General features: G+C 52.9%; 17 protein-coding genes and 1 pseudogene (1 of these 18 cut by a window edge). 17 read left to right on the top strand and 1 reads right to left on the bottom strand.

Going from position 1 to position 25,537, the window contains the following annotated elements:
* The 9 genes and pseudogenes from JSS75_14300 to JSS75_14260 all read left to right on the top strand — a co-directional run.
* A pseudogene (locus JSS75_14300) lies at positions 1–135 on the top strand (GDP-mannose 4,6-dehydratase) (it extends 449 nt beyond the left edge of the window).
* The gene (locus JSS75_14295) at positions 135–953 is read left to right on the top strand and encodes an ABC transporter permease (protein MBS1904873.1); all 819 of its coding nucleotides are present in this window, start codon (positions 135–137) and stop codon (positions 951–953) included. Before JSS75_14300 ends, JSS75_14295 begins: the two are co-directional and overlap by 1 nt.
* The gene (locus tag JSS75_14290; protein ID MBS1904872.1) at positions 943–2,265 is read left to right on the top strand and encodes an ABC transporter ATP-binding protein; all 1,323 of its coding nucleotides are present in this window, start codon (positions 943–945) and stop codon (positions 2,263–2,265) included. The genes JSS75_14295 and JSS75_14290 overlap by 11 nt, the downstream gene beginning before the upstream one ends.
* Positions 2,266–3,081: a glycosyltransferase family 2 protein gene (locus tag JSS75_14285; protein MBS1904871.1), complete on the top strand. Its 816-nt coding sequence runs from the start codon at positions 2,266–2,268 to the stop codon at positions 3,079–3,081.
* Positions 3,082–3,112: 31 nt separating this feature from the next.
* The gene (locus JSS75_14280; protein MBS1904870.1) at positions 3,113–3,622 is read left to right on the top strand and encodes an acyltransferase; all 510 of its coding nucleotides are present in this window, start codon (positions 3,113–3,115) and stop codon (positions 3,620–3,622) included.
* A complete protein-coding gene (locus tag JSS75_14275) occupies positions 3,613–4,770 on the top strand; it encodes a DegT/DnrJ/EryC1/StrS family aminotransferase (GenBank protein ID MBS1904869.1) in 1,158 nt (385 codons plus the stop codon). The genes JSS75_14280 and JSS75_14275 overlap by 10 nt, the downstream gene beginning before the upstream one ends.
* Positions 4,767–7,613: a glycosyltransferase gene (locus tag JSS75_14270; protein MBS1904868.1), complete on the top strand. Its 2,847-nt coding sequence runs from the start codon at positions 4,767–4,769 to the stop codon at positions 7,611–7,613. The genes JSS75_14275 and JSS75_14270 overlap by 4 nt, the downstream gene beginning before the upstream one ends.
* Positions 7,613–8,860, top strand: coding sequence for a glycosyltransferase (locus tag JSS75_14265; protein ID MBS1904867.1), 1,248 nt, complete (start codon positions 7,613–7,615; stop codon positions 8,858–8,860). Before JSS75_14270 ends, JSS75_14265 begins: the two co-directional genes overlap by 1 nt.
* Positions 8,823–9,830: a glycosyltransferase family 2 protein gene (locus JSS75_14260; protein ID MBS1904866.1), complete on the top strand. Its 1,008-nt coding sequence runs from the start codon at positions 8,823–8,825 to the stop codon at positions 9,828–9,830. The genes JSS75_14265 and JSS75_14260 overlap by 38 nt, the downstream gene beginning before the upstream one ends.
* Positions 9,831–10,014: 184 nt before the next feature.
* On the opposite strand, the gene JSS75_14255 is transcribed toward JSS75_14260, so the two are convergent.
* Entirely contained in the window at positions 10,015–10,245 is a 231-nt protein-coding gene (locus JSS75_14255) for a hypothetical protein (GenBank protein MBS1904865.1), read from the bottom strand.
* A 73-nt stretch (positions 10,246–10,318) separates the two neighbouring features.
* Between JSS75_14255 and JSS75_14250 the strand changes: the two genes are divergently transcribed.
* The 8 genes from JSS75_14250 to JSS75_14215 form a co-directional block, all read left to right on the top strand.
* Positions 10,319–17,149, top strand: a complete 6,831-nt coding sequence (locus tag JSS75_14250; protein ID MBS1904864.1) for a hypothetical protein — start codon at positions 10,319–10,321, stop codon at positions 17,147–17,149.
* 121 nt (positions 17,150–17,270) lie between these two features.
* Complete coding sequence (locus JSS75_14245; GenBank protein MBS1904863.1) at positions 17,271–18,824, top strand: methyltransferase regulatory domain-containing protein; 1,554 nt, start codon at positions 17,271–17,273, stop codon at positions 18,822–18,824.
* A 159-nt stretch (positions 18,825–18,983) separates the two neighbouring features.
* Positions 18,984–19,949 carry a matrixin family metalloprotease gene (locus JSS75_14240; GenBank protein MBS1904862.1) on the top strand — a complete coding sequence of 322 codons (966 nt, stop codon included), beginning with the start codon at positions 18,984–18,986 and terminating at the stop codon, positions 19,947–19,949.
* A gap of 156 nt (positions 19,950–20,105) precedes the next feature.
* Entirely contained in the window at positions 20,106–21,824 is a 1,719-nt protein-coding gene (locus JSS75_14235) for a type I secretion system permease/ATPase (GenBank protein ID MBS1904861.1), read from the top strand.
* An 18-nt stretch (positions 21,825–21,842) separates the two neighbouring features.
* A complete protein-coding gene (locus JSS75_14230; protein ID MBS1904860.1) occupies positions 21,843–23,186 on the top strand; it encodes an HlyD family type I secretion periplasmic adaptor subunit in 1,344 nt (447 codons plus the stop codon).
* A gap of 176 nt (positions 23,187–23,362) precedes the next feature.
* On the top strand, positions 23,363–24,130 hold the full coding sequence (locus tag JSS75_14225) for a glycosyltransferase (protein ID MBS1904859.1): 768 nt from the start codon (positions 23,363–23,365) through the stop codon (positions 24,128–24,130).
* 2 nt (positions 24,131–24,132) lie between these two features.
* Entirely contained in the window at positions 24,133–25,074 is a 942-nt protein-coding gene (locus JSS75_14220; protein ID MBS1904858.1) for an NAD-dependent epimerase/dehydratase family protein, read from the top strand.
* Between the two features lie 118 nt (positions 25,075–25,192).
* Positions 25,193–25,537, top strand: a 345-nt coding sequence (locus tag JSS75_14215; protein MBS1904857.1) for a glycosyl transferase, incomplete at its 3' end; no start/stop codon positions are given.

Raw genomic sequence — 25,537 nt, 5'->3', positions numbered from 1 at the left:
GGCCATGACTGGCGCTATGCGATCGACGCGACGCGCATGCGCGAGGAACTCGACTGGGCGCCGGTCGAGAGTTTCGAGACCGGGATCGTCCGGACGGTCGACTGGTGTCTTGGCAACTTGTTCAGGTTAATTTAATGCCATTGATATTGAAGTCGTTAGAATTTCTGAAATGCGCATGGCTACAACGTTCGTTACTTCAGGACTTGATTAAGCGGGATATCCAAGGTCGTTACAAGGGGTCTGTGGGAGGAGTGTTTTGGTCATTAGTTACGCCAATATTAATGTTGGGTATTTACACATTTTTCTTTAGTGTAATATTCAAGGCTCGATGGAGTGACGCTAGTGAAGGTAAAATGTTTTTTGCGGTAAATTTATTTGCAGGAATGATTGTTCATTCAATGTTTTCAGAATGCGTAAATCGCTCTCCTAAGTTGATTCTTGATAACGTGAATTTTGTAAAGCGAGTTGTGTTTCCGTTGGAATTGTTGCCGTGGGTGGGGATGGGGACTGCAATTTATCATGGAGCGGTAAGCTTTATAGTTTTGCTGGTGTTTACGCTGATAATAAATCAAGGTGTTTTGCCATGGACAATCGGATTGGTGCCTTTTATCTTGATTCCACTGTGTATGTTGATACTGGGGATTAGTTGGTTTTTAGCATCACTGGGTGTATACCTGCGTGATATAGTTCAAACGACCACATTGTTTACAAGCATATTAATGTTTATGAGTCCGGTATTTTACCCGGTTTCTGCACTGCCGGAAGCGTATCGGCCGTTGGTCTATATTAACCCGCTAACATTAATTATAGAGCAATTAAGAATGGTGCTGGTTCAAGGTCAAGTTCCTAGTATGATCGAATGGAGTCTCTTGCTGGTCGTTTGCTGGATAATATGTATATTGGGATATTCTTGGTTTCAAAAGACACGCAAAGGGTTTGCAGATGTTATCTGAAATTGTGATTCAAGTAAAAGATGTCGCAAAAAGCTATGATATATATAATCATCCTGTTGATCGATTAAAGCAAATTTTATGGAGAAATAAGCGTGAATTTTATAGGAAGTTCTGGGCATTGCAAGGAATTAATTTTGAAGTTAAAAATGGAGAGACAATAGGTATTATCGGTAGAAATGGTTCAGGTAAGTCTACGCTGTTGCAGATTATATGTGGGATACTGACGCCTACTGTAGGGCATGTCAATGTGAAAGGTCGAGTAGCTGCTCTATTAGAATTAGGGGCTGGGTTTAATCCAGAATTTACAGGCAGAGAGAATGTTTATTTAAATGCGGCAATCCTTGGTTTAAATAAATCAGAAATTAACGAGCGATTAGAAGATATTTTTGCTTTTGCTGATATTGGAGGATTTGTTGATCAGCCGGTAAAAACATACTCAAGTGGCATGTTTGTAAGGTTGGCGTTTTCAGTAGCGATCAATGTGGAGCCACAAATTCTGGTGGTTGACGAGGCGTTGGCTGTTGGGGATGCTGCGTTTCAGGCAAAATGCATGGCACGTATGCGACGACTAATGGACGTAGGTGTTACTGTGCTGTTTGTTAGTCACGATTTGGCAGCGGTTAAAGCGCTTTGTCAGAAAGCAGTATTGTTAGAAAATGGTCGAATGCGAGCATTTGGATCAACAGAAACGGTTGCAGATGAATACTTGCGATTAATAAACGAGGGTCATTCTTCTGTGCAAAATTTGCCCATAAAGTCAGTGTATGAAAAAAATATTGATACTGTAGGGGCAAATAAAGTTAGTGTCGGGAATGATGAGAAATTTAAAAAACTGGCTGCTATACAAAGATTGGGTAACCGCAAAGCTGAGTTTTTGAATGTTGAAGTTTTAGACAATGAATGGCGGCCAAGTGAAGCATTTTCACATGGCGATGTAATGATTTTACGCATGATAATAAAAGCAAATACAGAAATAAATTATCTCGCATTCGGTTATCATATACGAGACCGAAATGGGATCGATGTTGTATACGCGGATAACCTGTTGGAAAAAAAGGAGTTACGTAATTTGGTTCCAGATGACATTTATGAAATTCAATGGAGTTTTAGCCTGCCTTTAACAAATGGACATTATAACGTGGCTGTAGTTGTTTCGTCACCGGTAACCACGGTCAGTGATGTTGTTAACTGTTCTGATCTTGCAATTTGTGACTTTGTATCAGTTGCAGGTCAATTTCGGGTGCATGGAGATACGCAGATTCATGGATACGTCAAACTGGAGAACAAAATCAATTTGCAAAGGCTCAAGTAGATGTTTAAAAAATTCTGGAATCTGACGAAAAAGCGCATCCCTTGCTTTATGCTTGTGTATCAAAATTATGAAATAATATGCCGTAGTATTGAAGCAATGATGAATTTTCGCGATCAAATTGAACTGTTTATCATTGAGAATCCAAGCGACGAGAGTATAAGGATTCGTGAACGACTTGACTATTACATGCGGATGGGCTTGGTAAGCAAATGTTTTTTGTTTGATGAAAACATTAGCAATAATGCATTTGAAGTTATTTTGCGAAAAGAATTAAATTATTCAAAATACGAGTATGTGCTGGTTACAGATGGCGATCTCTTGCCAATGGATGACGATTGGGTGAATGAAGAGCGTCAAATTTTAAGGAAAAATCCAGAAGTATTTTGTATCGGCGGTGATTTGGATATGGGAAATCTGCCCTTGAATACCTTTCCAGATGCAAATGATTGGATGCCTTTAAGCAAGGCTGATCATGGTGATTATATGGAGGCTTTTACGGGTGCATATTTTTTAATGTTTCGTAGCAGTCAACTTCAGTCGTTGATTGAATATTTGAAAAAGCACAATTTACGATTTCGAGATGGCGTTATTGCAAGTTATTGCAACGAGCAAGTGGGCCTTCGTTGGGGGCGTACTAAAAAATCCCGATTTATACATTTGACATGGGATTTGTATCGAGATACAAATCATCCTTATACAAAATTCAAACGTGAAATCCCGTTTTCGACACATTGGAATCATGATCGCTATGCAGGGTACACTGTTCGTCATTTTCGGTGTGGGTGTTTTAAGGACTGTCATCAATCGTTAGTATAATAAATAGAAATAATATCGGGAGGGTAGTGTTATGCCTACGATTTATCCACTTGCACGTATTATAGGGAGGGATCATATTGGCTTTGGTGATCCTGTAATTATTGATGATTTTGTATTTATATATGCCAAAGTTCCGATGCAAATAGGTAATTATGTTCATTTTGCTGCATTCACGTCGGTGATAGGCGTTAAAGAAATTAAGATAGGTAATTTTGTCGCATTATCTCATGGGGTGAGACTGCTGACCGCAAGTGACGATTTTAAAGACTGGGGGTTTGGTAATTCAACAGTTCCATTTGAGTATCGAAATGTACGAAGTGGATCAATACAGATCAATAATTTTTGTATAATTGGGGCTAATAGCGTGGTGCTGCCTGGCGTGACGATCGGTGAAGGGGCAACAGTTGGCGCCTGTTCAGTTGTAACTAGGGATTTAGAGCCGTGGGGGGTTTATATAGGAAATCGCAAAGTCTCAGAGCGGAATCGAATTGGTGTTTTTGCTAACTATGCCAAGTTTCAGCAATCTTTTGGATGCCGTTGATTATGTTGCGACCACATGTATTTTCAGAACCAATCTATGTCACCCGTCCCTTGTTGCCGCCACTGACAGAATATACAGCGCTATTGGAGCAGGTTTGGGAGTCTGGATGGTTGTCTAACAACGGTGATCAGCATAAAGCATTAGAAGTCGCGCTTAGTCAATATCTTCGAGCTCCAAATCTGTCCTTATTTAATAACGGTACAATTGCGTTAATTGTTGCATGTCAGGCATTGCGTATAAGCGGTGAGGTTATTACGACTCCTTTCACTTTTCCTGCTACGCCGCATATTTTGTCTTGGAATAACGTGACTCCTGTATTTGTAGATATTGACCCTGTTACGATGACGATCAATCCAGAATTGGTCGAAAGAATGATTACTAACCGTACAAGTGCAATTCTTGGGGTACATGTTTATGGGCAGCCATGTGCAGTGCACGCATTGCAAAATATTGCAGATGCTTATGGCTTAAAAGTCATTTACGATGGTGCACATTCGTTTGGCACTGAAATTGATGGATGTCCAATCACTGAATATGGTGATGTTACGATGCTGAGCTTCCACGCCACTAAATTATTTCATACTGCAGAAGGAGGGGCATTGGTCGTAAGAGATTTAAAATTAAAGGAGCGCATTAATCTGCTAAAAAACTTTGGTATAAAAAATGAGTCAGAAGTTATGATGCCTGGGATTAATGGGAAAATGAATGAACTTCAGTCCGCACTCGGACAGGTAGTGTTGAAATATTTGGATGTTGAACGTGAGCGCAGGCAAGAAATACTAAATGTATATATAAATCGTTTATCTGAAATAGAGGGGGTAACTTGTTTTAAGCTGCCCTTGAATGTTCGAAACAGTCTGCAATATTTTATCATACGAATATCTGAAGATAAGGCTCGATATTCGAGGGACGAAGTGCATGAGCAATTAAAAAAATTTAATATTTTTACGCGTAAATATTTTTATCCGCTATGTAGCGAGTATAGTTGTTATCGTATGTTGCCATCCTCACGAAAAGATCATCTTCCTGCATCACACTTGGTGGCAAATCAGGTAATGGCTTTGCCATTTTATGGAGGGTTGGGGAGTGAGGGGGCTCATCAGGTGTGTGATGCACTAACTTATATACTTGGTAAAACATCAGCATGAGCCAGTCAATTCCGCGGGTCAGTGTGATCGTTGCGTCTTATAATCACGCTTCGTACATTAAAGCCGCTATACAAAGTGTGCTGAATCAAACGTGGCAAGATTTTGAAATCATTATTACTGATGATGGTTCTGTTGATGAAACGCCATCATTAGTTTTGGAATTGAAAGATCCAAGAATTAACTTGTCGGTATTTGATGAAAATCGCGGGGCATGTATCGCGATGAATGCGTGTATTTCGCGGGCGCGAGGAGAGTATATTGCGGTATTAAATTCGGATGATTTGTTTGCTCCAGATAAATTAGAACGCCAAGTTGCATATCTTGATCAAAATCCAACAATAGGGGGAGTGTTTAGTTGGCCGAGTTTAATTGATGAGCGAGGTAAAGAATTCTTAGATGAGTCACACAAAGATTATCTTGTTTTTGATGTGCAGAATCGTTCGCGTGCGGATTGGTTGCATCACTTTTTTTATCACGGCAACTGCTTGTGTCATCCAACGTTGATGATTCGTCGTGCATGTTACGATCGTATCGGTTGTTATGATGAAAGACTTGCACAAGTGCCGGATCTTGACTTCTGGATCAGGTTGTGCAGCGAATGTGATATTCATGTAGTAACAGAAAGACTGACATTTTTTCGAATCAGGGATCATTTGCAAAATGCAAGTGCCGCGCGAATCGATGTGCAAATACGTGATTTGTGGGAGCGCCAGAAGCTTTATTTTCATTACTTGAGTTTGAATGAAGGGCTGTTTAAGGAGGTTTTTTGTAAAGACATTGATCGCTTAGGAATAAATGGCGTCAGTTTGCCTATAAAGCTGGCTTTGTTGGCAATTGACGCCGGCTCTCCGCATCACCAAGCGTTTGCTCTGGATTTGCTATTTAATGTGTTGGGAGATAAAAAAAATGGACGTAATGAGTTGGCGGCATCTGAATTTATTCGCTTGACAGCTGCATGTGATTTGCGTGGATTAAGAGATCGTGATCAATATTTGAAAGATATCAAGGATATGCGATGTGCCGCTGAGCGGGATGCTGCAACTATCATGGATATGTATTTTAATATAAAACAAAAGGCAAAAGAAAATCTTGACTTAAAATCGGAATATCACCGCCAGATTTCTGTGAATAGTGAATTGGAGTTGGCCTTGCGAGGGTTGCAAAATTATTCTCATGAGCAGCAGCTTGAGATTGAGAAATTAAGCCAATTGCGCTTGGAGCATTTGCAGGAAATTGCAAATTTATCAGGTTTTATAAATGCACGCGAAAAAGAGTTGACTGTTATTCACTCGTCACGTTCGTGGAGGCTGGTTAGCCTGCTGCGGGCAATGAAGGCAGTAGTCGGGTCTCGAAGAAAACAAGTTCTTATTCGTTTTGCAAAAAATCTATTGATCTCGTTTCGCGGTGAGTTGAGACGGCAGGGGTTGATTGCCCTCACAAGACGCATTCCTTATTATTTTCGTAATTACCGTGTGTATGTGCAATTACTGGCTAGTAGGCCACCTGCTGCGGATGGGGGATTGTTCAATGCGGTCCCGCCGGTGTCTAATAATAATGTTCGGCTGCATCCCGATTTAATCAATATCAATGAAAGAATATGTGTGAGTGTGTCTGTTGTGATTCCTACGCTGAATGCAGGCTTTGAGTTTGGTTGGTTGTTGCGTAAATTGCAGGCTCAAGCTGGATTGGGAGAAATTGAAGTTGTCATAGTAGATTCTGGGTCGACTGATGGAACTGTCGAAATTGCCCGTGCTGCGGGTTGTCTGGTTGTCCAGATTAGCCCAGAACAGTTTTCGCATAGTTATGCGCGAAATGTCGGGGCTGAGGCTGCTCGTGGCGATTACTTGCTGTTTATGGTGCAGGATGCATATCCGATCGGTGACTTTTGGCTTTATGGGATTTTGCGCTATTTGTTGGACCATGAGGATGAAAGACTGGTTGCTGCTTCTTGCGCTGAATATAGTCGTAGTGATAGTGATATGATGTATGACTCCATGATTAATACTCATTATCGATTTCTCGGGTGTCTTGATTACGATCGTATAGGAGAATACCAAGGCGATGATCATATGTCGTTGCGTTCGTTGGGGCAGCTTAGTGATGTGTCTTGTTTAATTAAGCGCACCCTATTTTCCCAATATCGATATCGAGGTGATTATGCCGAAGACTTGGATTTGGGTATCCGTTTGATTCGGGATGGATATCGTGTTGCGATGCTTGCTTCTGTGAAAGTTATTCATTCTCATAATCGACCAGCATACTATTATCTTAAGCGTTCGTTTGTTGATGTGATTTTTTTGGTTAATTTGTTCGATGATTTTATTTTTCCACATGTCGAATCATTTAAAGGCCTTGTGATTGGGATTGTTTCGACGGCAGGTCATCTGACGGAGTGTCTGGCAGGTTTTGATGTATATGCAAGTTCCACTCCTTTGTCTGATGATTTGTGGGGGCAGATACAGAATTGGCGTCGTGGGTTTGTTGTTCTAAGCACAAAGCGCCGTTCCATGCTGGGTGATGCGCGTCTTGATGATTACATCAACCATCTTGCTGATCGCTATTTGGAGGGCGAGGGCAAGATTGTTGGAGATGAGCAATACGAAGCAAGGCGTTTTCTTGATGCTTTTCTGGCTCGGTTGGAACATTTTAATGCGTTTGCCATAAATATATATGGTGCTCAAGATGCAACTGTAAGAGAGGGTCTGCGCAATGTGATTTGCAAAACTTTTGCCGCAACAGTCGGTTCGGCTCTTGGTTTCATGTATATGGATCAGGCTCGGGGCGGGGAGGGGATAAGCGCAATGGCTGAGGAAATCAAGAGCGAACTCCAGGCGGGTATTTAATGCGTATTTTATTTGTTCTTCATCAGTTTTACCCTGAGTTTTCTGGCGGTACAGAACATGTTGCATTGAATCTGGCTCGTGCTGCGCAGCGAGCTGGGCATTACGCGCATGTGCTTGCCTGTGCAGTAGGGGCGACATCCATTAATCAGTTGCCTTCAACTCTCGATGGGGCGCTGCATTCTGTATATCAAGGTGTTCCAGTGACCTTGATTCCCCGTGCAGCGCTACCTTTGGAGGCGGATTTCAGTTTTGAAACCAGTCCGGAGTTGAGTGAGCGGTTAAGTGGCTGGATGAGAAAAGAGCGATTTGATCTTGCGCATGTGTTGCATCCGATGCGCATGGGTAGTGTATTGCTTGCCTTGCAGCACTGTGGCATGCCTTATCTGTTGACTTTGACAGATTTTTTTGCAGCCTGTTTTCGTATCAATCTCGTGAATGTACGACACCTTGCCTGTGCTGGACCCGACGGCGGTAGTCGATGTGCGAGCGAGTGTCTTGTTTCGCCATGGACGCGCGCTAGTTTGGCCAGTCGGTACCAGCAGGCTATTGGTGTGTTGTCTTCTGCGGGCATGAGAGTCTGTCCCTCAGAGTATGTTGCTGGTCGGTACCGCGGTATTTTCCCGGATCAGGATTTTGTAGTTATTCCTCATGGAATCGATCTGTTGGCAATCGCAGAGAGAGGGAGTGGTAGTTTTGATCGTAAATCTGAAGGTTTGACCTTTGGGTTTATTGGGTCGATCATTCCACAAAAAGGGTTGGATTTTCTGTTGCGGGCGTTTGCACGCGTTGAGGGGAAAAATCTGCGATTGAAGGTGATCGGCGGGTTGCATGGTGAGCCTGCATATCAGCGCGATATAAATCGACTCGTGGCTGCGGATACGCGCGTAGAGTTGCTGGGGTGGTTGCCGGCGAAACAAGTGTTTCAGGAAATTCAGACTCTTGATTTATTGTGTCTGCCTTCGCGTGTGCCAGAGACTTTTTCGCTGGTGTTGCATGAAGCAGCCGCTGCCGGCGTGCCTGCTATGGTGTCGGCGATGGGGGCTCCATGTGAACGGGTAGCGAGGCACGGTGGGGGCTTGGTGCTGCCGGTTGATGATGAAGATGCTTGGGTTGATGCAATTGCCAGTTTGGTAGACCGGCCTGGACAACTTCATTATTGGCGAGCCAATTTGCCTTTGCCATTACGCTTGGAAGAGGAAGCTTTTTTTTATGAATCCTTGTACCGGCGATTGCTGCGTCCAACCTGATGCATCGCCACGGGTTACGGTGATCATTGTCAATTGGAATGGGCGCGATTACCTGTCGGCTTGTCTCCAGGCATTGCTTGTGCAGACAATGCCGAATTTTCGTGTCGTGCTGGTTGACAATGCCAGCACGGACGGGTCGCTGGATGGGGTGGATGGGCTGGATCCTCGATTAGTTGTGGAGCGACTTGGTGCTAATCTTGGATTTGCTCAAGCGAATAATCTCGCGGTCAGGTTGCATGCGCAAACGGAATACATCGCTCTTTTGAATCCAGATGCTTTTCCGGCTCCGGATTGGCTTGGTGCGTTGCTTTCCGCAGCTGACGCGCATCCAGAGGCGGCTGCCTTTGGTTCGCGCCTGCTCGATGCGGCGGATGCCCAGCGACTTGACGGTACCGGCGATGTCTATCATGCGGCAGGTATCGCCTGGCGGAGACGTCATGGCGATCGGATTCAGCCCGGTGACGACATTGCCGATGAAATTTTTGCTCCCTGTGCCGCGGCTGCGTTATACAGGCTTGCTGCCTGGCGCGAGGTTGGTGGGTTCGATGCAAGCTATTTCTGTTATTACGAAGATGTGGATCTGGGGTTTCGATTGCGCTTGCGGGGTTACGTATGCCGGTATGTGCCAACTGCGATATGCCGGCATGTGGGGTCCGGCCTGACAGGGCGTCGTAGCGATTTCGCTACTTATCATGGTCACCGCAACTTGTTGTGGACCTTCGTCAAGAACATGCCAGGCCCATTGCTGACGGTATTGCTCCCGGCACACTTGACACTCACGTTGGCCTCGCTGCTTCTTTTGTGGAGACGAGGTCAGGCTGCGGTAGTCTGGCGAGCAAAGCGTGATGCTTTGCTCGCCTTGCCGCGTGTGCTTGAGCAGCGACGTGCAGTGCAGCGGGCGCGCAAGGTGGGCTTGCGCACCTTGGCAGGGAGTCTGCTATGGTGGCCGAGGTTGGGGCCGTCGGCATGAGGTTTGTAACAATGTCGCACTGCGGCATGCCTGTGTTGTAGCATAGTCTGTGCCGTGCCATTGCTCGATGCAGCGCATGAACAGAAGAAGCCGCAGTTTGACGAGGGCATCCCGTTCGGGTAAAGACGCGCCGCACTGTTCCCTGCTCTGTGCGTGGGTCTTTCAGGTTGAGCGACGTCATCCCTCAAAGTCGCCCGCCCAGGTACGCGCCCGCCCAGGTACGCGCCCGCCCAGCCATCCTTGGATCTTTGCGGTTTGTGTTTTCAATCTGCGCTTTGTTGCGTGGGCGATACGCGTGAACCATCTTGATCGCCTGCGTGTCCTTGGTGTTGTTGCTGTTTAGATACAAGGTGTTGGTGAAAGTGGGTGCTTTGCGGTTTTTTTGCAACAACAACGTTGATTTCAGTGAGAGCACCGGTTAGCCTTGCGGGTGGCTGGTTCTCTCAGTCTGTCTGTTGTCCGTAACCCCTGCAGAGAAGGATCGGAACATGTCTTATATCCCTAACAGTTTCGACGAGGCGTACTACCTCGCTCAGAACCCTGACGTGGCGGCCGCCGTTGCAGCGGGCTTGTTCACGAGCGGTTTGCAGCACTACGAGATCTCCGGTGCGCATGAGCTGCGGAATCCGAACGCTTATTTCGATGAACAGTACTATCTGTTCACGAATCCGGATGTTGCCGCCGCCGTCGCCAGCGGGATTTTCTCCAGTGGTCTGGAGCACTTTGAAAAGTACGGCAAGAGCGAAGATCGCGCCCCGAAGGCGGGTGTGGCTTTCGACGAGGCTGCCTATCTTGCTGCCTGGCCTGATGTGGCTGCGGCCGTGCAGGCAGGTGCCTATGCTTCAGGCTGGGATCATTACGTTACGGCCGGTGCTGCTGAAGGCCGTACGGCGGTTCCGCCGAGCACCGGCGAAATCACCTCGACCGTCAGTGGCAGCGTTACGACGCTGAGCCTTGATAGCGACAGCGGTACCGTGGATCTGACGGCCAGCAAGTTGTCGGTCGACGGCGGCGCCGGTCTGTCGACGCTGCACCTGACTGGCGACGCCGATGTCCGGATCGATTTCACGAATCCGAACAATCAGCTGCGCGGCATCGACCTGAATACCGATGCCGTCATTGCAGCTAACGGTATCGAGAACAATGTCAGCGGTGCCGGTATCGTCACGGTCAAGAATTTCGAGATCGTCGATGCCTATGCGCGTGATCCGCTGAACGAGACGGACCACACGGCGAATTTCGCCGGTGCGATCAACTATGACGGCACCGGTTTTGCCGGCGATGGCGTCAGCACCGACGGCAATATCTTCCTGGGCGGTCTCGGCGCCGACAAGGCGTTCGGTGGTATCGGCAACGATTTCCTCGCCGGTGGTGGGGTTGGCTCCAGTGTCTGGGAATATAAGAATGTTCCCGGCATCGGCGCAGCGTGGGTGAATAGCATCACCGGGCTCGTTGCTGAGGGCGACAAGCCCAGCGACGAGTTGCACGGTGGCCGTAACGCTGACTTCATGTTCGCGGAGTTTTCTGCCCTCGATAACACTGACGGCAATGGCACCACATTCGACGGTGGTAGTACTGCCGATGACTCTGCTGCCGGGGCTGGTGACAGCGGTCAGGACACTGACTGGCTGTTGCTCGAGGCCTCGGACGACAACGAACCGGTAACCGTTAACCTGGGTAGTGGCAGTGTCACTCTTGGTGATGGTACGGACGCTGCGACTTTGGTTGATATCGAGAATCTCGACGCCTCCGGCAACCTGTACGGTTTCCTGAATGACGTCGATGTCGAGCTGGGTGGTCGTCGTGTCGATGACCGCGCCCCGGCTTCGCCGGTTGGTACCGAGAACTACGGTATCGGCTCGACCGGTCAGTTGGCTGTGACCGGTAGCAGTGATGCAAACCGCATCATTGGTGGCTACGACAACGATCGCATCAATGGTGGTGCGGGCAATGACCTGCTGATTGGTGGCAACCTGGCATTCCTGCAGGCCAATCGCAGCAACCCCAACCTGATCGACGCCAATGGCGGCCTCGATCTCAACGTGCATACCGTTGGGGGCCAGCAGCTCGTCAATGACGGCACCGATCAACTGGTTGGTGGTGCGGGTGATGATAATCTCGTCTTCGAGATGGATGGTGGCACCTACGAAGGTGGGACGGGCAGCGGAACAACTGGCACTGGCAATTCTGCCATCACGGGAGAGCGTGATACGCTTTGGATAACCAACTTCTCGGCCGGCCGACTGGCCGGGCACACTCAGGCCGAGGAAGTTGCCGATCCGCTGGCTTCCCAGTCGGATGCGTTGGCGGCGCAGACCAAGGACAGCACCATCCGTCTTGATCTCGGTGTCGGTCACGGCGATCTGTTCCGCGGCTATGGCGGTGCCGATGTCCTTAACAACCAGATCAATGGCCAGCCTTTTACGGCTGACCAGAGCCAGTACAACGCCGGTGGCGTGCGTACTACGGTTCAGGACATCTCCGATGTCATTACGACCGGCCTGGGTGCAGTTGACTATCATGCTGCCGGTACCAACAATCCGGACCTGACGTTCAACAACCTGCAGAACCGGCTCGGTATCAATGCCGATCTTGACCTGCGTGGCATCAACGTCGATTCGAATGCAAATACCCTCGGTCGGCAATTTGCTGATGGCGTGTGGGCTGACCAGAACTTCGGTTACAACGCCGCTGGTACGCTGGCTACTGATTGGGATGAGGGCGACAACACCCTTTATGCCAATACCGGTGACGACAAGGTCGAGGGTCGTGCCGGTGATGATCTGCTCTCCGGTGGTACAGGTGATGATGATTTCTTCACCACTCAGGCGGACGGCACGGATCTGATCCATCGTCAGCAGGATGCCAACGGCGACAACGTCTGGGATACCGATGCAGCAGGCAATGGTCTGTTTGTGCAGGATTTCCGTGCACCGCAGGCCGGTGACATCACGTCTTCGCGCCTGACGATCGATTTCGGTACAACCGACCTGACCAGCGTCAATGTCGCGGTCACGCAAGTGAACCTCGTCATCGGCAGCACCACGTTTGCAGCCAACATTGCGTTAGGTACGCACGGCATTGATGACATTGCCGCTGCGGTCAACACTGCTTACCAGGCGATTGATGCCGATGTCAGCGTGGTGGCGGTCAACAATGCGCTGGTGGTCACCGACAAGCAGGGACGTGACATTTCTGACCAGGTCAGCGAGGGGTATGTGGTGGCTGGTGCCGTGGCCAACGGCAGCCTGAGCACCACGGCAGTCTTCGCGCCGGGCGGAACGCCGATCAACATCGTCGAAGACGACCGTTTGATCTATACCGCGTACCTTGACCGCGCCAACAACGTGCTGGTCAATGATGCAAAGAACTCGCTCGACATCGCCGATGGTGGTGGTTACGCCTCTGATCTGGTTGTCGGCTTCGGTACGGATGGCACGACGCTGGCCGCCAATCAGGAATGGCGCATCCAGTTCCAGAATCTGGGTGAGGGCGATACGGTCACGGTGACCGTGAACGGTACCAGTTACGAGCGTACCTTCTCAAAGGTTACAGACACCGATACGGACGGTTTCGTAACGAATCTGATTAACCAGATCAACTCTACAGCGCAGGATCTCAACACCGCGGCAGGCACCTTGGTTGCTGCCCAAGACGATGTCATTGTTGGCAGCGTAAACGAGAGCGTGCTGGTGCTGACCAACGCTGACGTCTTCGGGGACGCGGCGGTGTTCATGGACAAGCCGGAAGTCACGGTGGTGTCCTCGTCTGGTGCGACCGCAGCGGTGGCACTGGCCAACACCTCGGATTCGTCGATCGAGCTGTTTGGTTTCGATGGCCGCAACAATGCGCTGAATGCCGATGATGTGCTGTTCGTCGGTCAGACTGCGCAGAAGAACGGTTATACCGCAGCCAATTCCCGTGCCGTGCTGGCAACCGCGTTAACGACCGGTGGCGAACTGACCGGTTCGGCGGCATTGGTGGTCAAGAATGCCGGACTTCACGGTGACGACCAGCTGATCGGCGGTGATGGCAACGACATCATCAAGGGCCTGACCGGTGACGATCGCATCATCGGCTCCAAGGGCACGGACACTGTCGATGGTGGTGGTAACGACGTCGGCACCGACGGCGTGACCGCGATTGCCTACAACGACGTGCTGCTGTTCCAGGAGGGCGATTTTGGCGCCGGCACCAAGTTCACCGTGACGCTTGACGCCACGCTGGCTGCCAACACCAACAAGGGTGTGGTGACGGCTGTCGACGACAAGGGCGCGGTGCTGGGCACGACGACCTACACCGGCATCGAACTGGTTCGCACACTGTCGAACACCGCTGCCGACACGCTGAATGTGCAAGCGCTGTCCGATGCGATCGTGACCAAGTCGGGTGTGAGCCTCGAAGCCAACGAAGGCATCAGCATCCAGCTGACGGAGGGTGCGGCTGGTTTGGTGACAGTCACCGTTGATAACAATAATGACGGCGACGTTCTGGATGCAGGCGAGGTCTTCACTGCTGGTCGTGTTCTGGGTGCCGAAAGCATCGTCTCCGGCAAGTCCAACGACTCGGTGACGATGGACGACAGCCAGCTCGGCTCGACCAACAATCTCGATCTCGGCGGTGAGACCAGCGATACGGTGCCAGTCAACACCTTCAATGAAGGTGCCGATACGGCGATCTATCAAACCAACCTGACCGGTGCAGACGCGTACACCACGACGGTCATGGTCGGCTCGACGGCGGACACCGTTTCGATGACCGGCGGCGTGCTCGGCGACAAGGTGGTCATCGATACGCTGACCAACGTCGAAGTGCTGAACGTTGATGACCTGAACGACGACGCCAACCCGAACAGTGGCGCGTTCAACGCCGATGTGTTGAACCTGACCAACTTCGCCACCACCGGTGCCACCGTGAACTACGGCGGCGCAGTGACGGTTGGCAAGAGTCTGGGCGGCGAACTGGGGGCGACCTCGGTCGCCAACGTCGAAGCCAACACGCTTGAAGCAGGTGGTGTGTCGCAGACCGGTACTGGTCTTGGCAACGAGCTGCTTGAGGTTGTCGGCATCACGCGCCTGGAGCAGGTGATTGGTTCGGATGGTACGGATCGGGTCATTGTCGGTAACACGATGGAGTCCGGCCGCATTGTTCGAAATATTGTCGACGACCCAGCGGTTCTTGATGTCTTCGACATTGGCAAGACCACGTACCTCGGTAACGCCGAACTGGATGTGCAGGACAAAGGCCTGTACCAGTTCAAGCTCGGTTCCGGCAACGACGTGCTTGACTACGATGACGAGACACAGGACGTCGGCGTGCTGGTGGATACCAACAGCACGAGTTCGACGGACTGGGTGTTGGTCGGTAGCGGTGATCTTGATGCGGTCGGTGAGCGCATTGATTTTGCGACCGATGTCGAGCGTTACTTCGGCGGTGCCGGCACGAACACCATCGATCTGAGCCAGGCGACGGTGGACACAACCGTGCAGTTCTCGAAGGAATCGCTGCTGTCCAGCAATCAGTATGCGGATCCGGACGGTCTGGCGAACGGCAAGTCGTTGACGGTCGACGATATCGTGCGTGGTAACGAAGTGCGCGGCACGGCAGATAGCACCGTGTTTGCCACTTTCATGGATCGCACGGCCAATGCCGTATCCGGCGCCTCGTTCTGGACGAACGTGGTTGGTAACAAGCAGGCTGAAACAATTCTGCTGACCAACAACGAGGCAGCCACAGCTCAGACCTTCACGCTGAACGGCGGCGCCAACGTGGTCGATTACTCGGCCCGCACGGCGGCGATCAGCGCGTTCATCGGTGCAGTCGATACAAGCGATACCGATCTCAGTGGCAAGTTCACCCTCGCCGGCGACCGCGCGGCGCAGTCGGTGTTCACCTCAGACCTTGATTTTATCGACATCACCCGTGGTACCTCGTTCGATAGCGGTACGCTGAAGGTAATCGGTTCGGGTCAGGACCACGATGTCGTCGACATCACTGGCCTGTCTGGATCGTCAACTTTCAACATCGTCGATCTGGCTGCCGGTACGGTGACAGAGGACCGCTTTGATGCGGCTACTGGTAACTTCGTAACCCAGATCAGCGGTTTCGAAGACATCACCGGGTCCCTCGCTGCAGATCGACTGATCGGTAGCGGTTCGGCCAACCTGATTAGCGCAGGGTTTGGTGCTGACGGTGTCAATGGTGGCAAGGGGGCGGATCAGATCGCATTCGGTGGTGCCGATGGATCGGTTGATCGTCTGTATTACACAGCGACGGACGCGGGTAACACTGCTGATGGCACCATTGTCAACAGTGCGGATCGGGTTACCGGCTTCTGGCTGCCCGATGGTGACCAGCTGGTGTTTGACACCACGCTGTTGTCAACCATCAACCAGCTTGGCAATGTGAAGGTTGCGGCCGCAGGTGGCTTTGTCGCTGCTACGGACGGCGTGCTGGTGTCGACAACCACCACTGGCGCTGCGTCCTTCACGGCCGGCAGTACCGTGTCGCTTGCTGAGCTGCAGACAGCTTTCGGTGGCATTGGTGGTTCGTCGGCCAACAAGGAGTATGTGCTGATTGCCAAGGATACAGGCGGTGAGTCCGGTGTGTTCCATTTCAAGGATGTTGATGGCAACGGCACCATTGATGCCGGCGATGTCGTGACGCTGCTGAGCGTGATTGACGATACCGACTACAGTGCAGCACCGACTGCAGTCGTGACCCGTCAGGGAGCGGCAGCGGGTTCACAGACTATTAACGGTGCCGACAATGGCGGCACGATGGAGGTTGTATACAGTGCGCAGAATCAGTCGACGCTAGCAGCACGCGATACGATTGATGCGTTCAACATCGGCGCTAATGGTCCTGCAACGGTTGACAAGCTGGATCTGTCGCAACTCCATCTCGGCCTGTCGTCCAGCGATACGGGCTTTGTCGACAAGGGCACGTACAATGCCAGTGGCGTCAAAACTGCTGATGTTGCGGACGGTATCGATGATGCCATCCAGGCGGTGAAGTTCCGTTCAGGCGTATCGGTCGACGGTGCCGATACACTGACGGACTTCTTTAACGATGCCGCTGCTACAACGGCAGCTGGTACAAACGTCGATCGCGCAGTGTTTGTGCAGCAGGAAGCAGCCACCAATGCGTTCCGTGTGTTCGTCGACGTGAACCGTGACGGCGACTTCACGCAGGGGGCAGATATGGTCATCGATCTGACCAATGTGGTTGACGTTGGCGGTGACTTCAACGCGTTGGTCTCGGAGGCGACAGGTATTGCCGAATTCATCGGTGCGATTCGTTTCACCGAAATCGCCTGATGATGGTCTGCAGGCCGAGGGTGTAAATCCTCGGCCTGTACCAAAATCCTCCCAAGAGCCCTGCAAAGGGCTCTTTTTTTGCTTCGAATTTTTAATAAATCAACCCAGGAAACAAGGTGTCATGAATCAGTGGAATCATGGGTATGTGACCGAAGTGGATTACACCTATGGCTTTTATCGTGAGACTACACCGCAACTGATGTGCCTGGCCGCAGCTTTACGCGGTTTTGCGCCGCCCGATCTCAAGAATGGATTTACATACTGTGAGCTAGGCTTTGGTCAAGGATTTGGCGCAAATCTGCTGGCCGCTGCCAACCCTCAAGGCGATTTTTGGGGTACGGACTTCAATCCACAGCACGCAGCTGGTGCTCGTGAACTTGCGTCAGCCGCTTCCTTATCGAACACGCACTGGTTCGATGACAGCTTTGAAGAGTTTCTGTTACGCGAAACGCCGGATTTCGATTTCATCGTGCTTCACGGCATTTATTCGTGGATCAGTGTTGCAAATCGTCGCTGTGTTGTCGAATTCATTCGTCGAAAGTTGAAACTCGGAGGGTTGGTATACGTTAGCTACAACACTTTGCCCGGTTGGGCATCGTCTGAGCCTTTGCGCACGCTATTGCAGGCATTCGATGTCAGTGCGGCAGGTAGTGGTCAGCCGCTGGCGCAAAGGATTGACGCAGCTATGGATTTTGCAGGGCAACTGGCAGGCTTGAAAGTTGGTTATTTTGGTGCAAATCCGGATATTGCTAAGCGTCTGGATCGCATGCGTGCTCAGAATCGTAATTATCTCGCGCACGAATATCTGAATGCTGACTGGCACCCACAATACTTTTTCGAAGTGGTTCGTGAGATGGAGGCGGGTAAACTTTCATTTGTGGGCTCTGCTTATCTGCTGGATCATGTGGATGGAGTGAACTTTACTCCACAAATTGCAGAAAAAATTAATGATGTGACCGACCCGATTTTGCGGGAAACCGTACGTGATTACTGTCTGAATACTCAGTTCCGTCGCGACCTTTTTACCAAAGGTGGGCGTCGCATGAGCGTTTCGGAACGAGATGCCTGGCTGCAGCGTCAGCAATATGTTTTGCAGGTACCGCACCAGGGATTGGGGAATACAATCCAGTCCGGGGCTGGAGAAGTGCGTTTGCAGCAGGAGATTTACGAGCCGCTTGTCAATATTCTCGCCGAGGGGGTTCAGTCATTCGAAGCGTTGCTGCAAAAGCCAGAATTGAAGATGATCGGTGCTGCCCGATTGATGCAGGCACTGACGGTCTTGACTGGCGCCGGTCGAGTTCTGCCACTAATTCCGCAAACAAAGAATGCTTCGGCCCCTATTGCAGCCTTACGCTTCAATGCCAAGGTGCTGGAGGAATCGGGGCATGCAGACCGCTTTGGTTTCATGGCGTCTCCGGTAGTAGGTAGTGGCATAGCTTTGACGCGTGTTTCCCGGCTTTTACTGGTTGCTCATGCTGCCGGCATTACCGATCCGGCAGTTATGGCTCGCCGCGCCTGGAGTTCGATGAAAAATGTCAAGCAGCGGGTAGTGCGTGACGGCAAACCGCTGGAATCCGAGGAAGATAATCTTTCCGAACTGACCGCCATGGCTGAAGTTTTTCTTGAACAGGAGTTGCACGTTTTAAGACGATTAGGTGTGCTGGGTAAGATATAGAGATTCATGCCAGTGCAGATGGGGATGCACTGTGGTGTCTCTCTAGGCTGAGCATGAAATGATTCTAAAGTTTTCAGAATGCCACTGCCATTGGAGGGTTTGCTCTCCGATGGTGAGGAATATTATTTCTCGGCCTGAGCGTTGTGAGGTGTTCGTGTTATGGGGAGTTACAGCTTTTTGGGCGGTAAATGGGGTGGTTCTGCCATGCCAGGTACTTCGGGCGGACAGGTGACGTGGTCTTTTGCCACGGCAAACCGTAGTGGCTTCGATGCCTACAGTGGATACACGGTATTCGACGCAGCACTCAATCCGGCAGCCTACAATGCCGTGCGTACTGCGTTCACTGTCTGGGAGGCGGTTGCCAACATCGACTTTGTCGAAATGCCGGATTCCGCCACCGTGAATATACGGATCGGCCTGGATTATATCGACGGCCAGCCAGTTGCAGGCAGCAATACACTGGGTCAGGCCCAGAACTGGACTGAGAATGGTATCTATCAGGTCAGTACGGTGGTATTCGATACGGCCGACATTGCCGATGCCTGGTACGGTTATGGTCCAGGAGCGCTCGGGCAATGGTCGTTCATGACCGTTGCCGAGCATGAAATCGGGCATGTACTGGGGCTGGGTCATACGGACGATCCGGATACGCTGATGTATCCGGTGACGGGGCTGGTTGTCGGGCCGGAGGCCGGTGATATTGCCGGCGTGCAATATTTGTATGGTGCGCCGGCGGTTGCTCCGGCTCCGGGGTTAATTTTGCCGGGTATCGTGCGCGACGGCCTGGATACCGATTATTACCGGTTACACAACCCTGATGTGGCAACTGCCGGAATTGATCCAGTACAGCACTATCACACCTGGGGCTGGCATGAAGGTCGTGATCCGAACGCCTGGTTCGACACCGATGCCTACCTGTTACACAACCCCGATGTAGCCGCGGCCGGCATTGATCCCTATCAGCATTATCGCGAGTCTGGCTGGCGTGAAGGGCGGGCGCCATCCGATCAGTTCGATGCCGATGCCTATCTGGCTGCCAATCCGGATGTCGCTCTGGCCGGGATGCCGCCGCTGGAGCATTGGTTGTTGTTCGGGGCTGCCGAGGGGCGCGCGTTGACGGTCTGAAGGACGGCGGCCATCGAGCGGCTGCGGTTTGCGCCTGTTGACTGCGGCTCCGGTTGGCAGGCGCAGGACCAGGTTTAAGTGCTTCTTAACGGAACTTGTGCCCCGTGGAAGCAAATCCTGATAAAATAAGGACTTTTGACGCGCGCGGAGTCTGCGATGTCCACTGCCAAACCTCACTCGGAGCTGATCGAGGCTCTGGCACGCTGTCGCCAGTCCTTTTTTGCTGCGATCGTCTTCAGTCTGTTCATCAATCTGCTGCAACTGACACCGTCCTTGTACATGCTGCAGGTGTATGACCGCGTGCTGTCAAGCCGTAGCGAATTCACGTTGACCATGCTGACGCTCATCACCGGTGGAATGATTCTGGTGATGTCCCTGCTTGAGCTGGTGCGCGCCAGGGTGCTGATCCGTACCGGCGCTCGTTTCGACAGCCTGCTGAACACCAGGGTGTTCGGGGCCATGGTCGAGCTTTGCTTGCGCTCCCGCTCCGGCCAGCAAAATGCCCAGGCTCTGAGCGATCTGAACACCTTACGCCAGTTCCTGACCGGTAATGGTCTGTTCGGATTTTTCGACGCACCCTGGATACCGATCTACTTGTTGATCTGCTTCCTGTTTCATCCTTGGCTGGGCTGGGCTGTTACCGTCAGCATCGTCGTGCTCAGCCTGCTGGCCATTCTGAATGAACTGGCCACTGGTGCAGCCATGAAAGCTGCCAATACTGAAGCAATTGCAGCAGGCGCCTTTGTCAATGCCAACATGCGCAATGTCGAGATCATGGAGGCCATGGGCATGACCGGGCCGATCATGACGCGCTGGCTTGACAAGCAGAATCGCGTGTTGGCGCTGCAGGCACTGGCCAGTGATCGCGCAGCCAACATCGTCGGTGTTACCAAATTCCTGCGCGTATTCCTGCAGTCGTTCCTATTGGGGCTGGGTGCCTTTCTGGTGCTGCAACAGGAATTGACGGCGGGTTCCATGATTGCCGTATCCATTCTGGGCGGTCGCGCCATGGCACCGGTGGATGTGCTGATCGGAAGCTGGAAAGGGTTCACTGCTGCCCGGATGGCTTATCGAAGACTGGAAGAGTTGTTGAACAAAGTCCCTGCCAAGTCGCGCAATTTGCGGTTGCCATCACCGACAGGTCGACTGGCACTCGAGGGGGTATCGGTCTCTCCGCCGGGAACCACATCCATGGTGCTGCGCGGGATCGGTCTGAATGTGGCAGCAGGGGACTCGGTTGGTATCATCGGACCGAGTGCTTCGGGTAAGTCATCGCTTGCGCGCGTGGTTCTGGGGCTATGGCCGGCCCAGGTGGGCAAAGTCCGCATCGACGGTGCCGATGTGCAAACCTGGAACCGCGATGAACTGGGGCCGTGGATCGGTTACCTGCCACAGGACATTGAACTGTTTGATGGATCGATCGCCGAGAACATTGCTCGGTTCGGTGAAGTCAACGACGACAAGGTGGTTGCAGCGGCACGTATGGCCGGTGTCCACGAAATGATCCTGCGTCTACCTCGTGGCTATAACAGTGTGATTGGTGAGGCTGGCAGCGTGCTTTCAGGTGGTCAGCGCCAGCGCATCGGACTTGCCCGTGCGCTTTATGGTGACCCCGTACTGGTGGTGCTCGATGAACCCAATTCCAATCTGGATGATATCGGTGAGGCCGCTCTGGTTCAGGCATTGCGTGAACTGAAGCTGAAAAAGGCAACCGTGCTGATCATTACTCATCGCCCCAGCGTGCTCGCGCACGTGGATTACATTCTGGTTATGAATGAAGGGCAGGTGCAGACCTTCGGCTCGCGGGATCAAATTCTCACCCAGTTTACCCGGCCTGCTTCTGTAGCATCCGGATCGGCAATCCAGCGAGTCTGAGCGGGGAAGTCTAAGAAAATGTCAGTTCTGGACGCACTTAAGCACCCTTGGGCTGTGCCTGAAGAAAATCTCAAGGTCGAAACCGATGACCGATTCATGCGAATGGCAGGAGCATTGATCATTCTTGCTGCCTTCGGTGGTTTTGGTGGCTGGGCTGCGACTGCGCCCCTGGGCAGTGCCGTGGTAGCACCAGGCATTGTGACCGTCGATACCTATCGCAAGACTGTTCAGCATCTTGAGGGCGGTATCGTCAAGCAGATCATGGTGCGCGAGGGCGATCTGGTTGCAGCCGATCAGGTGTTGCTACGGCTCGATGATACCCAGACCCAAGCCCAGCTTGAAATTGCTCGATTACAATATTATGCCCAGATTGCACTCGATGCACGCTTGCATGCCGAGCAGTTGGGTGATGGCAAAATAACATTTCCGGATGAGTTGCAGAATCTGTCCGGAGATAAACGTGTAGTGGACATGATGCGCGGTCAGGTTGTGTTGTTCGAGACCCGTCGCAAATCCAGGCTGGGTGAAATATCCGTGCTTGAGCAACGGGTCGAACAGTTACAGGTACAAATGCAGGGTCAGCAGGATCTGGCTGATGCCAAGGGACGCACCATCCGTTCCTATAACGAGCAGGTTGTTGAACTGCGAAAGCTTTTTGAACAGAAACTGGTCGACAAAACCCGCCTGCGTGATTATGAGCGTGCGGTGTCGACGCTGGAAGGGGAGCGTGCTGAAGCCCTTTCAAATGCTGCTGCCGCCAAAGTTCAGATGGGTGAAGCCAAATTGGCTATTTTGCAAAAACAGCAGGATTTTCAAAAGGATGTGGCTGCTGAATTGCGTGATGTTCAGAGCAAGATATTTGACCTGGATCAGCGTGTGCATGCCTTGCAGGATACGGTCGCCAGAACTGAAGTGCGGGCAACGTCAGCGGGCCGGATTGTTGGACTTACGGTTCACAATGAGGGTGCCGTCGTTTCCGCCGGTGCTCGCATCCTTGATATCGTGCCTAACGATGAGCCGTTGGTGATTGAGGCGCAAGTACAGCCATCCGATATTGATCGCGTACATCCCGGTTTGATGGCTGATGTGCGCTTTAGTGCTTTTCATGATCGACAAACGCCTGTGGTAAACGGCCAGGTTGTCATGGTGTCGCCGGATCGGATTACCGACCCGAATTCGCGTCAACCTTACTATCTGGCGCGCGTGCAGGTGTCGGATTCCGGAATGGCGATCCTGAAAGGTAAGTCCCTGGTTCCCGGCATGCCAGCCGAAGTGCTGGTAAATACCGGAGAGAGAACTGCACTTGATTACTTCATCAAACCGTTGATTGATGCGATTGCCCGTTCATTCAAGGAGCGATAAACATCCTGGAGTTCACGATGAGTGCATCTGGTGGGTGGCTGCATTCTTATCCCTGCCCAGTTTCCAACTTTTGCAACTGATGGATGGATTCACGCTGTCTGCAAGTTTTAAGCGCTTGAAAAACTTTATTGTTTGGTGGCTGAAGCATGCAGCTTGAAGCGCCGGCCAGACAGGGTATGACGGTCTCCATCGTCATCCACCGCAGCGATCCGCAGCAGCTCGACGCGACGCTGGCCACGCTGCTGCGGGCGGCGGCGCAGGCTGCGCTGAGGTTGCGCATCAAGCTCGTCGACAACGCTGACGGCCCGCTGCCAGCGATGCTGCCGCCGGGCCTGCAACTGCATCACGGCCACGGCAACGTCGGCTTCGGGGCCGGCCACAACCGCACGCTGGACGGCAGCGACGGCGAGCTGCACCTGATCCTGAACCCCGATGTCGAGCTGGCTGCCGAGGCGCTGGTCGAGGCGCTCGCCTTCCTCGACCGCCATCCGGACTGCGGGCTGCTGGTGCCGTGGGTCGTCAATGCCAACGGGACGCCAGAATTTCTCTGCAAGCGCTACCCGACGGTGCTCGATCTGCTGCTGCGCGGGTTCGCGCCGGACTGGCTGCGTTGCCGGTTCGCCCGCCGGTTGGGGCAATACGAGTTGCGCGATCAGGCAGCCGACGCCGTGCTCTGGGATCCGCCGATCGTCAGCGGCTGCTTCATGCTGTTTCGCACCGAGGTGCTCAAGGCCCTGGGTGGCTTCGATCCGCGCTATTTCCTGTATTTCGAGGATTTCGACCTGAGCCTGCGTGCTGCCCGGCTGACCCGGGTCGCACGGGTGCCGGCCGTGCGCATCGTGCATCACGGCGGGCATGCCGCGCGCAAGGGCTGGCGCCACATCCGGATGTTCGTGCGCTCGGGCATCACCTTCTTCAACACCCATGGCTGGAAGCTCTGGTGAGCGTGCTGGTGACCGGCGCCACCGGTTTCATCGGCAGACGGCTGGTCGGGGAATTGCGGGCGCAGTCCTGCACCGTGCGCATTGCCGTGCGCCGGCTGCTGCCGGCGCTGACTGAAGCGGTGCTGGCGCCGCTCGATGACCCGGCAGCGCTGGAGCGCGCTTGTGCCGGCATGGACACGGTGTACCACTGCGCCGGTCATGCACATGCCTGGTCAGGACAGGATGCGACGCTGCACCGGCGGGTGAATCATGCAGGCACCTGCGCGCTCGCTACGGCGGCCGGGCGCGCCGGCGTGCGCCGCTTCGTGTTCCTGTCCAGCGTCAAGGCCATGGGCGAACCCGGCGAGGTCTGCGCCGACGAGGACTGGCCGCTGCCGCCGCTGACCCCGTACGGTCAGGCCAAGCGTGCTGCCGAAGATGCGGTGCTGGAGGCCGGAGCACGCTACGGCATGCACGTCGTGAACCTGCGGCTGACGATGGTCTACGGGCCGGGCGGACGCGGCAACCTGGAGCGCATGGCGGCGCTGGTGCGGCGCGGATGGTTTCCGCCGCTGCCGGAAACCGGCAACCGGCGCTCGCTGGTGTACGTCGATGACGTGGTATCGGCAATGCGGCTGGTTGCGCATGTGCCGGCTGCTGCCGGTCGTACCTGGATCGTCGCCGATGAGGCCGCGTATTCGGGGCGCGAGCTGTATGTGGCGCTGCGCGCGGCGCTGGGGCTCGCGCCGCGCCGGCATGCCGTGCCGGCTGGCGGGCTGGCAACGGTGGCGGCGATCGGGGACCGGCTGGAGCGACTGCTCGGCCGGCGGCTGCCGTTCGATTCCGAGGTGCTCGACAAGCTGCTCGGTTCGGCCTGGTACTCCTCGGCGCGACTGCGCGGGGAACTGGGCTGGCGGCCGCAGGTGTCGCTCGCCGAAGGCCTGCAGCGGATGTGCCGGGCCTGAGCCGGGTGCGTCGTCGCAAGCAGCGATTGTTGCAGATGCACAAAGCCGACACGCTAAACTGCCACGCTTGCCGGGCCGTGGCGTTTTGCCTGCCTGGCTCCGGACAGGTACCCAGGCGTTGATCCTCCTTGCATTCCTGGTCGCAGCCTTCGTGTCGGCGCTGCTGACCCGTCGCTTCTGCGATCCCGATTCGAACCTGCATCTGCTCGATCTGCCGAACGCCCGTTCGCTGCATACGCGTCCGACGCCGCGCAGCGGCGGCATCGCGCTGCTCGCCGGCGTCGGGGCGGCACTGCCGCTGCTCGCCGTCGGCGGCTGGCTCGGGCCGGCTGCGGCCTGCGTGCTGCCGGCGGCGGTGCCGGTGGCGGTCGTGTCGTTTCTGGATGATCGCAGCGGTGTGGGCGTGCGGTGGCGCTTCGCCGTGCATCTGGCGGCAGCGCTGGGGCTGATCGTGCTGGTCGGG

The sequence above is a fragment of the Bacteroidota bacterium genome (genome assembly GCA_018266755.1).
Classification (GTDB): Bacteria; Bacteroidota; Ignavibacteria; order Palsa-1295; family Palsa-1295; genus JAFDZW01.
This window is presented reverse-complemented; position numbering and strand designations above follow the sequence as displayed.